The sequence below is a fragment of the Actinomadura physcomitrii genome, from assembly GCF_008923205.2.
In the GTDB taxonomy this organism is placed as follows: Bacteria; Actinomycetota; Actinomycetes; order Streptosporangiales; family Streptosporangiaceae; genus Spirillospora; species Spirillospora physcomitrii.
Genome location: NZ_WBMS02000011.1, coordinates 234,805 through 245,501, shown reverse-complemented (window position 1 = coordinate 245,501; position 10,697 = coordinate 234,805). Strand labels below are relative to the sequence as shown.

Annotated in this window: 9 protein-coding genes; 5 read left to right on the top strand and 4 right to left on the bottom strand. The window is 75.8% G+C overall.

Going from position 1 to position 10,697, the window contains the following annotated elements; all coding sequences use genetic code 11:
- Positions 1-9: 9 nt before the first annotated feature.
- The gene (gene hrpB, locus F8568_RS16590) at positions 10-2,553 is read right to left on the bottom strand and encodes an ATP-dependent helicase HrpB (protein WP_151594444.1); all 2,544 of its coding nucleotides are present in this window, start codon (positions 2,551-2,553) and stop codon (positions 10-12) included.
- Between the two features lie 325 nt (positions 2,554-2,878).
- Between hrpB and F8568_RS16585 the strand changes: the two genes are divergently transcribed.
- Complete coding sequence (locus tag F8568_RS16585; RefSeq protein ID WP_202125015.1) at positions 2,879-3,832, top strand: NERD domain-containing protein; 954 nt, start codon at positions 2,879-2,881, stop codon at positions 3,830-3,832.
- A gap of 130 nt (positions 3,833-3,962) precedes the next feature.
- On the opposite strand, the gene F8568_RS16580 is transcribed toward F8568_RS16585, so the two are convergent.
- Together F8568_RS16580 and F8568_RS16575 are read right to left on the bottom strand one after the other, a co-directional pair.
- Positions 3,963-4,337, bottom strand: a complete 375-nt coding sequence (locus tag F8568_RS16580) for a hypothetical protein (RefSeq protein ID WP_151594460.1) — start codon at positions 4,335-4,337, stop codon at positions 3,963-3,965.
- A gap of 88 nt (positions 4,338-4,425) precedes the next feature.
- The gene (locus F8568_RS16575; RefSeq protein WP_151594443.1) at positions 4,426-4,788 is read right to left on the bottom strand and encodes a hypothetical protein; all 363 of its coding nucleotides are present in this window, start codon (positions 4,786-4,788) and stop codon (positions 4,426-4,428) included.
- 62 nt (positions 4,789-4,850) lie between these two features.
- Between F8568_RS16575 and F8568_RS16570 the strand changes: the two genes are divergently transcribed.
- The gene (locus F8568_RS16570; RefSeq protein WP_151594442.1) at positions 4,851-5,582 is read left to right on the top strand and encodes a histidine phosphatase family protein; all 732 of its coding nucleotides are present in this window, start codon (positions 4,851-4,853) and stop codon (positions 5,580-5,582) included.
- Between the two features lie 28 nt (positions 5,583-5,610).
- Here the strand turns inward: F8568_RS16570 and F8568_RS16565 are convergent, their stop codons facing one another.
- Positions 5,611-7,029 carry a helix-turn-helix domain-containing protein gene (locus F8568_RS16565; RefSeq protein ID WP_151594441.1) on the bottom strand — a complete coding sequence of 473 codons (1,419 nt, stop codon included), beginning with the start codon at positions 7,027-7,029 and terminating at the stop codon, positions 5,611-5,613.
- Between the two features lie 582 nt (positions 7,030-7,611).
- Here F8568_RS16565 and F8568_RS16560 point away from each other — a divergent pair.
- The 3 genes from F8568_RS16560 (at position 7,612) to F8568_RS16550 (ending at position 10,664) form a co-directional block, all read left to right on the top strand.
- Positions 7,612-8,214 (top strand): hypothetical protein, encoded by a 603-nt coding sequence (locus tag F8568_RS16560; RefSeq protein WP_151594439.1) that lies wholly within the window; start codon positions 7,612-7,614, stop codon positions 8,212-8,214.
- Between the two features lie 82 nt (positions 8,215-8,296).
- Positions 8,297-9,346 (top strand): threonine aldolase family protein, encoded by a 1,050-nt coding sequence (locus F8568_RS16555; RefSeq protein WP_151594438.1) that lies wholly within the window; start codon positions 8,297-8,299, stop codon positions 9,344-9,346.
- A gap of 124 nt (positions 9,347-9,470) precedes the next feature.
- Positions 9,471-10,664, top strand: a complete 1,194-nt coding sequence (locus F8568_RS16550) for a lipid-transfer protein (RefSeq protein ID WP_151594437.1) — start codon at positions 9,471-9,473, stop codon at positions 10,662-10,664.
- Positions 10,665-10,697: the final 33 nt, after the last annotated feature.

The window sequence follows — 10,697 nt, the reverse complement described above, 5'->3', positions numbered from 1 at the left end:
CTCGACGGGTCAGCGGCGGGGGTTGGTGCGGCGGGTCGGGGGCGCCGTCGTGGGGTCTTCGGGCCAGGGGTGCTTGGGGTAGCGGCCGCGCAGCTCCGCCCGGACGGCCTTGTAGCCCTCGCGCCAGAACGTCGCGAGGTCCGCGGTGACGGCCGCCGGACGGCCCGCCGGCGACAGCAGGTGCACCACCAGCGGCACCCGCCCGCCCGCGAGCCGCGGCGCCGCGTCCCAGCCGAACAGCTCCTGCAGCTTCACCGCCAGCACGGGGCGCTCCCCGCCGTAGTCCACCCGGATCCGCGACCCCGACGGCACCTCGATCCGCTCCGGCGCGTACTCCTCCAGCCGCGACGCCGCCTCCCAGGGCAGCAGCCCGCGCAGCATCGCCGCCACGTCGACCCGCCGCAGGTCCGCCCGCCGCCGGGCGCCCGCCAGCCACTCGGGCGCGCGGTCCAGCAGCGCCGCGTCGCCGACCGCGGGCCACGGCTCCCCGAGGGCGCCGTGCAGGAACGCCAGCCGCTGCCGCAGCGCGACCGCCGCGGGCGTCCAGTCCAGCAGGCCGAGCCCCTCGGCGCGCAGCCCGTCCAGGACCGCCGCGCGCACCAGGTCCGGGTCGGGGTCGCGCAGCGGCCGCGCGTCCAGCTCGATCGCGCCGAGCCGCTCGACGCGGCGCGCCGACACGTCCCCGTCCCGCCAGGCGACCTCGTCGGCCGTCTCCAGCAGCGGCGCGGCGGCGGCGCGCGCCACGTCCTCGCCGATCACGACGGCCTGCCGCACCCGCGCCGACGCCGACCCGGCCGGACGGTCCGCCGCCGCGACCGCCAGCCACCGCGGCCGCGCGCCGGCCAGCGCCGACCCGTCCGCGAGCACCGCGCCGGTCCCGGAGGCCATCAGGTACCCGCCGCCGCCCGGCCGCGCCCGCGCCACCCGCTCCGGGAACGCCAGCGCCACGACCGTCCCCGCCACCGCGTCGTCGCTCCCGCCCTCGGTCGCGGGCGCCTCGCCGCGCGAGGGCCCGGCGGGCGGGAGAGCGGCGAGCGTCCTTGCGAGGCGGCGGGCCTCGTCGCGCCAGCGGGCGGCATGGCCGTCGGCCGGACGGGACCGGCGGCGCAGCGCGCGCCACGCCGCGGTGAGGTCGTCGCCCGCCGCGCCGGGTGGCGGTTCGGACAGCAGCGCGACGATCTGCGCGGCGTCGCGCGCGCCGACCTCGCGGGCGCCGTCGAGCAGGGCGCGGGCCAGCCGGGGATGCAGGCCGACGCTCGCCAGCAGCCGCCCGCGCGGGGTCACCCGCCCGTCGCGGACGGCGCCGAGGGCGTGCAGGACGGCGCGGGCGGCGTCCATCGCGGCGGCCGGCGGCGGATCGGGCAGGGCGAGGCCGCTCGCGTCCGGGTCGCCCCAGCAGGCGGCCTGCAGCGCGAAGCCGGCGAGGTCGGCCAGCTCGATCTCCGGGCGGGGGCGCGCGGGCAGCCGCTCGTGCTCGGCCCGCGTCCAGCACCGGTAGACGGTGCCGGGCGCCTCGCGGCCGGCGCGGCCGGCGCGCTGCTCGGCGGTGGCGCGGGACGCGCGGACGGTGGTGAGCGCGCCGAGCCCGCGGGCGTGGTCGGTGCGCGGCTCGCGGGCCAGCCCGGCGTCCACGACGATCCGCACGCCGGGGACGGTGAGGCTGGATTCGGCGACGGAGGTGGCGAGCACGACGCGGCGGCCGGCGCCGGGCGCGAGGACGGCGTCCTGCACCACCGCCGGCGCCTGCCCGTGCACCTGCAGCACCTCGGCGGGGACGTCCGCGAGCCGCCCGGCGACGCGCGCGATCTCCCCCACGCCGGGCAGGAAGCACAGCACGTCGCCGTCGCGTTCGGCGAGCGCGCGGCGGACGGTCGCGGCGACGTGCGCGAGCAGGGCCGGGTCGACGCGCATCCCGTGCGGCGGCGGGACGGGGCGCGGCGGCGGCGCCCACACGGCGTCGACCGGGTGCAGCGCGGCCTCGGTCTCCACCACCGGCGCGGGGCCGCCGTCGCCGCCGAGGAGGCGGGCCCACGGGCCGGTGTCGGCGGTGGCGGACGCGGCGACCACCCGCAGTTCGGGGCGCAGGGTCGCGCGGACGTCCAGCAGGAACGCCAGCGCGGTGTCGGCGTCGAGGTGCCGCTCGTGGCACTCGTCGAGGATCACGGTGCCGACGCCGTCGAGTGCGGGGTCGTCCTGCAGGCGCTGCAGCACCACGCCGGTGGTGACGACCTCGACGCGTGAGCCGGGCCGCGACTCGCCGCGGACGGTGACGCCGACGCTGCGGCCGACGGGCTCGCCGAGCAGCCAGGCCATGCGGCGGGCGGCGGCGCGGGCGGCGAGCCGGCGGGGCTCCAGCACCAGGACCTTGCCGCCCGGGTCCGGGTCGGGGGCGGCGGTGGGCAGGGCGAGACCGGCGAGCGCGAGCGGGACGAGCGTGGTCTTGCCGGTGCCGGGCGGCGCGGCGAGGACGGCGGCGCCGCGGCCGGCCAGCGCGGCGCGCAGCCCGGGGACGGCGTGGCGGACGGGCAGGCCCTCGGCGGCGCTGATGTGCATCCGACCAGTGTGGCGGCACCAGCGCGGAGGCAGACGACGGTACCGGTGGCCGCGGGTGATCGTCCATGTGAGAAATGCCACCGCTCCGAAAGGCCCCCTGCGGGTTACGGTGATAGTTGCATCGCGCATTTCATAATTCCCCTAGAACGTTCTAAACGGTCTACCAGGGAATCGGCCGGGCAACCTCCACAGAACACCAGGTAAGCAATGCCCCGGGGCGGGAAGCCGGTTTACCGTTTGGCTACCATCACCTCGCCGCATGTGGCGGAAATCGACCGTCTTTCGCCATAATGAGGCCGTCGTCGCAGGTGCTGGAGGTTTGGGGATGCTGGGCGAGTCCATCTATATCCGCGGCCGCGAGGCGTTCACCGGCGGTTCGCCCCAGGCGGTTTACGAGGAGCTCTGGCAGCGCGGCCGAAAAGGCCGGTTGCGGGCCCGCGCAATTATGGCCATCGCGGCGCTGCTGTTGTGCGGACTGCTGGTGAACGTCGTTTTCGGAATCGTCGCGGCCGTCCTGCTGGCGTCCGCCGACGCGCTGGTGCACTGGCGCTTGTACAACGCCTCGCGGGTGTGGCGGCGCGGGCTGCGCGGCGTCGGGCGGATGGACCGGACGCTGCGCCTCACGCTGGAGCGGCGCGGCCACCGGGTACTGCACGGCCGGGTGGTGCCCGGGCACGAGACCGCGGACGAGCTGGTCGTCGGGCCGGGCGGGGTGTGGCTGGTGCACAACGAGGCGTGGGCCCCGGACGCGGAGATCTCCCATCACGGCGGCCGGCTTTTCATCGACGGCCGTACCCAGTCCAAGCTGGTCGGCGGCCTGACCGCGCGGGCCGCCGCCGCGCAGCGGCTGGTCTCCGAGCGCTACGGCGCGCCGGTGACGGTGACGCCGGTCCTGGCCGTGCACGGCGGCAAGCTGGCCCGGTCGCCGTTCACCGCCGACGGGATCGTGTTCGCGCCGCCGCTGCGGCTGGTGCGCTGGATGCGCCGCAACCCGACCGCCGAGCACTCCGCCGAGGAGGTCGAGGCGATCGCGCGCGCCGCCGTCCACAGCCTGCCGATCGGCGGGCGCACCATGACCGACGCTCCCCCGCCGCCCTCGCGCGTCGCGAAGACGCCGCCGGCCGAGGCCCCGGTCACCGCCGCCCCCGCGACGGCCGCCCCCCTGGCCGCCGACCCCGTGCCGGCCGCCCCCGTGCAGGTCGAGACCGTGGAGCCCGGCGAGGTGGAGCCCGCCGGTGAGGCCGGTGGCGGCGGCGACGCGGTCACCACGGCGGCCTGACCGCCCGCCGGTGACGGGACGACGGCCGATGATCGTGGTGGAGAGGGACGAGCTCCGCGCGCCCCCCGGGACCGGCGCGGGACCGGCGGGCGCGCGGTTCCACTCCTTCCTGCCGGACGAGCGCGGAGGATCAGCCTTCGGCGCGCGCGCGGCGGGCGGTGCGGTACAGCCACCGCAGCCCCACCATCGGCAGGACCAGCGGGACGAACCCGTACCCCTCGCCGTACCCGGACCAGACCGTGGCGTCCGGGAACGCCGAGCGGTCGACGAGGCTGAGCGTGCCGATCACCACGACGCCGGCCATCTCCACCGAGCAGGCCGCGACGGCGACCCGGAACGACGTCCGGCCGCCGCGGGCCAGCGCGACCGTCGCCACGACGTAGACGGCCGCGGCGAACGCCGACAGGGAGTAGGCCAGCGGCGCGTCGGAGAACTTGGTGCCGATCTGCACGCCCGCGCGCGCGCCGGCCGCGAGCGCGAAGACCGCGTAGACGGCGACCAGCAGCCGGCCCGGGCCGGTGCCGGTGCCGGTGCGGGCCCGGTCGCCGCCGGGACGGGCGGCGGCCGGTTCGCCGGTGACGCCGGTGTCGGGGTCAGGCACTGCCGCTCCACAGCTGGTTCATTCGGACGATCATGACGGCGACGGCGACGCCCGCGACCACCAGCACCGCGGAGCCCCACCGGGTCCGCTCCAGCAGCCCCCAGGCGGCGCCCGCGACCGGGACCACCAGGACGGCCAGCAGGTAGCCGATGAACGTGGCGGGGTGCTTCGGCCCCCCGTCGCCCGACAGCTTGACGAACCCGACGACGGCCTGCGCGACCAGCAGCGCCTCCAGCACCCCGAGCCCGATCAGGTCGGGGAGGCCCATCGCGCGCCCGCGCAGCGCCGTCACCAGCGCGTACCCGGCGATGAGCAGCGCCACCACGATGATCACGGTGGCCAGGACGGTCGTCACGCACAGCAGAGTACTACCGGCTGTAGAGCAACCGGTCCGCGCATCGCGCCCGCCATGGCAGCATGGCGAGCGTGAATTCGCTGCAGTGGCTCAACCTGACCCGGCACGGTGAGAGCACCGGCAACCTCGCCTACCGGGCCGTGGAGGGCACCGACGCCGAGGAGACGGGGATCCTCGAGCGCGACGCCGACACCCCGCTGTCGGAGCTGGGCCGGGCGCAGGCGGCGGCGCTGGGCCGCTGGCTCGCCGCCCTCCCCGAGGAGGAGCGGCCGACGCTCGTCGCGGTGTCGCCGTACCTGCGGACCCTCGACACCGCCCGCATCGCGCTCGCCGAGACGTCCTACGCCCACCCGCAGGACCCGGGCGGTCTGCGGATGACGGTGGACGAGCGGCTCCGCGACCGCGAGCAGGGCATCCTGCAGGGGCTCACCTGGGTCGGGGTGCAGCGCCGCCACCCCGAGGAGGCCGACCGGCTGAAGCGGCTCGGCAAGTTCTACTACCGTCCGCCGGGCGGGGAGTCGTGGGCGGACCTGGCGCTGCGGCTGCGCAGCTTCTACCGCGACCTGGAGGCCGCGGCCCCCGGCGGCCGGGCGCTGGTGGTGACCCACGACGCGATCGTGGTGATGACCCGCTACCTGGTGGAGGCGCTGACCGAGCGGGAAGTGCTGGAGGTGGAGAGGGAGCCGGTCGCGAACGCGTCGGTGACGCGGTGGCGGCACGACGGCGACGGGCTCAGCGCCGTCTGCTACAACGAGTGCGCGCACCTGGTCGACGCGGGCGCCGGCTCCTCCTGACCACCGCTCCCCCGGCCGCGGGCCGCGCTCAGTCGTCGAGCAGGCGGGCGCGGCGGGTCGCGACGGCCGCCAGCCGCGGGTCGTCCTGCGGCAGCACGTCCCTGAGCCGCTCCAGCGCCTCCAGGTCGGCGCGGCCCTGCTCGGTCTGGGCGTAGGTCCACAGCGCGTCGGCGCCGCCCCGGTCCAGCGCGGACCGGCGGATCCGCACCGCCAGCTCGTCGCGTTCGGCGCGCACGGCGGGCGCGTCCGAGCGGGGCAGCAGCTCGCCGTCGTAGAGCCGGACGGCGGCGGCGACGTCGCCCTCGTCCAGCAGCCGCCGGACGGTGAGGAAGTCGGCGTCGATCGCGCAGTCCAGCCGGTACGGCTTGGCGCGGACGATGCCGCCGAGCTGGGCGCGCAGCCGGTGGATCTCGGCGCGGACCGTCACCGGGCTGCCGTCGTCGCCGTACAGGTGCCACGACAGCCGGTCGCCGCTGAGCCCCTCGGGGTGCAGCGCGAGCAGCGCGAGGATCTCCGCGTGCCGCAGCGTCAGCGGCAGGTGGACACCGTCGAGCCGCGCGGACGGCTGGTCGGTGCCGAGCATCGCGAGGGTGAGCAGCGGCCGCCGGTCCGGAACCGGGCGGTCCGCGGCGGTGCCGCCGGGCGCGGCCTGCGCCGGCGGCCGCAGCAGGTACACCTCGCCGAGCGGTTCGGCGAGCGCGACGCGGCCGTCGGGCAGGGTGACGGCGCGGCCCTCGGCCGGCGCGGCGAGCCGCACGCCCCGCCAGTCGTCGCGGGCGGCGGCGAGGATCCGCCCGGACGCGGTGACCAGCACCCCGGCGCCGCGGAGCTGCCCGAGGAACCGCTCGCGCAGCCGCTCGTCGCGCCGCCGCATGTCGACCTCCAGCCGGGACTCGGCGAGCCGCGCCGCGGCGGCGACCAGCGCGACCGTCGCCGGGTGCAGCGCCGCGACGGTGGCGCTGACGTCGATGCAGCCGATCACCCGGCCGGTGTCGGGGTCGGTGATCGGGGCGCCGGCGCACGACCAGCGGTGCAGGACGCGCGCGACGTGCTCGGTGGCGTAGACGTACTCGGCGCGGCCGGTGGCGAGGGCGGTGCCGATGCCGTTGGTGCCGACGGCGGCCTCCGACCAGCAGAACCCCTCCATCAGCCCGATCCGCGCGGCCTTGCGGCGCACGGCGGGCGGGCCCTGCGTCCACAGCGCCCGGCCCGCCTCGTCGGTGATCACCATCAGGTGCTCGGTCTCGTCGGCGACGCCGCGCAGCAGGTCGCGCAGCAGCGGCAGGTGCGGGTCGAGCGGGTGGGCACCGCGGGCGTCGGGGACGGTGTCGCGGTCGAACACCAGCGGCGCCGAGGCGAGGGCGGCGTCCACGCCGGCGGCGCGCGAGCGCCGCCACGACTCGGCGATCGGCGGGCGCGCGGCGACCGCCTGCTTCTGCACCACCATCAGCGCCTTTCCCCTGCGGAGACAACCTCGACGGGTTTGAGGATCGGCCCATCGGGCGGGCGTCGCAACCGGTTCGCGGGAACCCGGGCGGACCGGATACGCCACGATGCGTGTTCACTCGGTCGCAACGTGCATGCAACCTCGGGGCGCCTAACGTTCCGTCCCGCTGGGAGCCGAGGGCCATCATGTGGGCCCCGCCGTCCCGAGCGCGTCCGGGGGGAATGCGCACGGGGCGGCGGGCCGGGCCCGGGCGCGCCGCTCCCGCGTTCGAGGGGGAATGGAGACCGATGCTCTGCCTGACGTGTCACCGGGTGCGCCCGGCGCTCGACCCGACGGACTACACCGCCGACCGCGCCCTGCTCATCGTCCGCCGCGGTCTGTGCGTGTGCGGCGCTCCGCCGGCGCGACCCGGTCGCAGGCGGCGGACGGGCGGCGGTGCCGAGGGGGCCAGGGGCCCGGCCGCTCAAACGCCGGGAACCGGTCCGAAACCGGCAGGGAACACCGAAAGTACATCTCCCGTTTCCCGGCGGTTCGCCTAGAGTTTAAGGAGAATCCTTTTTCCGACCGCCCCTGGGGGGAGCCATGACCGTGATCCCGGGTCTCGTCCGCCGCGCCGCCACCGAGGCGGAGCACCGGCTGCGCGCCGGTGCCGGTCTGCTCGTCAGACTCGGCCGGGACCTGGAACGGTCGGCGGAACTGGAACGGTTCCTGCCCTCCTACGGGGAGCGGGTGCGTCTGCTGGAGGATACCGTCCGGGAGCAGGACGCCGCGCTGCGGACCCGCGAGGAGGAGGTGCGCGGGCTGCGCGCCGAGCTGGACTCGCTGGTCGCGCAGCTGAACGACCGGCTGCTGCCGCGCATCGACGAGCGGATGGACGACACCGAGCGCGACCTCGCCGCGGTCGCCACCAGCCTGATCCGCACCGGCCGGGACACCGCCGGGCACGGCACCCGGCTGGAGGCGGCCGAGCGGCGGATCGGCGACCTGCGCACCAAGCTCGCGCAGCTGGAGCAGCGCGCGGGCCTGTGGCGGGACCTGCAGGCGACGATGGCGCGGCTCGGCGAGGACATGGACGGGCTGCGCGCCCGGGCGGCGCTGCGCGCGGCGGAGCCGCCGTCCGCCGAGCCGGCGGTCGCGCCCGTCGCCCCGGTCGCCGGCGACCACGTCACCGACCGTCCCGCCTGACCGTCCCACCTGGCCGTCCCGTCTGGCCGTCCCGTCTGGAGGCGGCGGCCGGGACACGTCCGGCGTTCGGGACAATGGGGGAATGACCTTCGCCATTCCCGACCCCAGGCGCGCGTTCGCGAGCGACAACCAGGCCAGCGTCCACCCCGAGATCCTCGCCGCTCTGGCGGCGGTGAACGAGGGGCATCAGCCCGCCTACGGCGACGACGCCGTGACGGCGCGGCTGCGCGAGGTGGTGCGGGGGCACTTCGGCGCGGCGGCGGAGGTGTTCCCGGTGTTCAACGGGACGGGCGCGAACGTGGTGTCGCTGCAGTCGATGTCGCGGCCGTGGAGCGCGGTCGTCTGCCCGGAGTCGGCGCACATCAACACCGACGAGTGCGGCGCGTCGGAGAAGATCGCCGGGCTGAAGCTGGTGACGGTGCCGGCGCCGGACGGGAAGCTGACGCCCGAGCTGGTCGAGCGGTACGCGACGGGGTTCGGCAACATCCAGCGCCGCCAGCCGTCCGCGGTGTCGATCACGCAGAGCACCGAGCTCGGCACCGTCTACACCCCCGAGGAGGTCGCGGCGGTCGCCGCCGCCGCGCACGAGCGGGGCCTCGGCGTGCACATGGACGGCGCGCGGATCGCCAACGCCGCCGCGGCGCTCGGGGTGCCGATGCGCGCGTTCACCACCGACGCGGGCGTGGACGTGCTGTCGTTCGGCGGTACCAAGAACGGGCTGCTGCTCGGCGAGGCGATCGTCGTGCTGAACCCGGACGCGGTCGAAGGCCTGGCGTTCCTGCGCAAGTCGAGCATGCAGCTGGCGTCGAAGATGCGGTACGTGTCGGCGCAGCTCGTCGCGCTGCTGGACGGGGACCTGTGGCTGCGCAACGCCGCGCACGCCAACGCGATGGCGCGGCGGCTGGCGGACGCGGCGGGCGCGCTGCCCGGCGTGCGGATCACCCAGGACGTGCAGGCGAACACGGTGTTCGCGATCGTGCCGAAGGACGCGGCGGAGCGGCTGCGCAAGCGGTTCGCGTTCTACACCTGGGACGAGCGGACGGGCGAGGTCCGCTGGGTGTGCTCGTTCGACACCACCGAGGGCGACGTGGACGCGTTCGCGGCGGCGCTCGCCGCGGAGCTGGCCGCCTGACCTGCGGGGACGTCCCGCCGGGCGAGCTGGGCGTCCCGATCACCGAAAGGTGGGCAAGCGCTTCTTCGGCCGGCGGGTTATCGTGGCACCGAACTGGATTCGGTATCAGGAGGGCGAGCCCGAGATGACCAACCGCACCTTCGTCGTGGGCGTCGGCATGACCAAGTTCGAGAAGCCGGGCTCGCGCGACTGGGACTACCCCGACATGGCCAAGGAGGCCGTCGGCAACGCGCTCCAGGACGCCGGCGTCCCCTACGACAAGATCGAGATGGCGTACGCCGGCTCGATGTACGGGTCGATGGGCCAGCGCGCCCTCTACGAGACCGGCATGACCGGCATCCCGGTGATGACCGTCATGAACGCCTGCGCCACCGGGTCCAGCGCCCTGTTCCTGGCGCGCCAGGCCGTCCGCGGCGGGCTCGCCGACTGCGCGCTCGCGCTCGGCATGGAGAAGATGAAGAAGGGCTCGCTCAACGCGGGCGTCGGCGAGTCCAAGGTCACCATCATCGACCACCACCTGCGCTCGATGACCGCGGGCCGCGAGTGGGAGCTGGACAAGGCGCCCATGCCGCAGATGTTCGGCAACGCCGGCCGCGAGCACATGGAGAAGTACGGCTCCTCCCCCGAGCACTACGCGTGGATCGGCTGGAAGAACCACAAGCACTCGGTGAACAACCCGTACGCGCAGTTCCAGACCGAGTACTCGCTCGACGACGTCAGGAACGCGCCGATGATCTTCGACCCGCTGACCAAGCTGCAGTGCTCCCCGACCTCCGACGGCGCCGCCGCGGCGGTCGTGGTCAGCGAGCGGTTCGTCGACGAGCACGACCTGTGGGACCGGGCCGTCGAGATCGCCGGCCACCACATCGCCACCGACACCCCCGAGAGCTTCGCCGACCACTCCTCCATCCAGGTCGTCGGCTTCGGCGTCTCGCAGCGCGCCGCGCGCAAGGCGATGGACGAGGCGCAGGTGTCGATCGAGGACGTCGACGTCATCGAGCTGCACGACTGCTTCAGCGCCAACGAGCTGATCACCTACGAGGCGCTCGGCATGGCCGGGGTCGGCGAGGGCCACAAGCTCGTCGACGACAAGGCCACCACCTACGGCGGCAGGTGGGTCGTCAACCCCTCCGGCGGGCTGATCTCCAAGGGCCACCCGCTCGGCGCGACGGGCCTCGCCCAGTGCGCCGAGCTGACCTGGCAGCTGCGCGGCGAGGCCGGCAACCGGCAGGTCGAGGGCGCCCGCGTCGCCCTGCAGCACAACATCGGCCTCGGCAGCGCCTGCGCCGTCGCCGTCTACAAGCCCGCCTCCGCCTGACGCGCCCCCGAACAACGTTCACTTGCGGCGAGT

What these genes read in the sequence shown, in the direction of transcription:
- F8568_RS16565 (WP_151594441.1), bottom strand. Translation starts at nt 7,029, where the DNA reads ATGGTGGTGCAGAAGCAGGCGGTCGCCGCGCGCCCGCCGATCGCCGAG.
- F8568_RS16570 (WP_151594442.1), top strand. Translation starts at nt 4,851, where the DNA reads ATGGCGAGCGTGAATTCGCTGCAGTGGCTCAACCTGACCCGGCACGGT.
- hrpB (WP_151594444.1), bottom strand. Translation starts at nt 2,553, where the DNA reads ATGCACATCAGCGCCGCCGAGGGCCTGCCCGTCCGCCACGCCGTCCCC.
- F8568_RS16550 (WP_151594437.1), top strand. Translation starts at nt 9,471, where the DNA reads ATGACCAACCGCACCTTCGTCGTGGGCGTCGGCATGACCAAGTTCGAG.
- F8568_RS16560 (WP_151594439.1), top strand. Translation starts at nt 7,612, where the DNA reads ATGACCGTGATCCCGGGTCTCGTCCGCCGCGCCGCCACCGAGGCGGAG.
- F8568_RS16555 (WP_151594438.1), top strand. Translation starts at nt 8,297, where the DNA reads ATGACCTTCGCCATTCCCGACCCCAGGCGCGCGTTCGCGAGCGACAAC.
- F8568_RS16585 (WP_202125015.1), top strand. Translation starts at nt 2,879, where the DNA reads ATGCTGGGCGAGTCCATCTATATCCGCGGCCGCGAGGCGTTCACCGGC.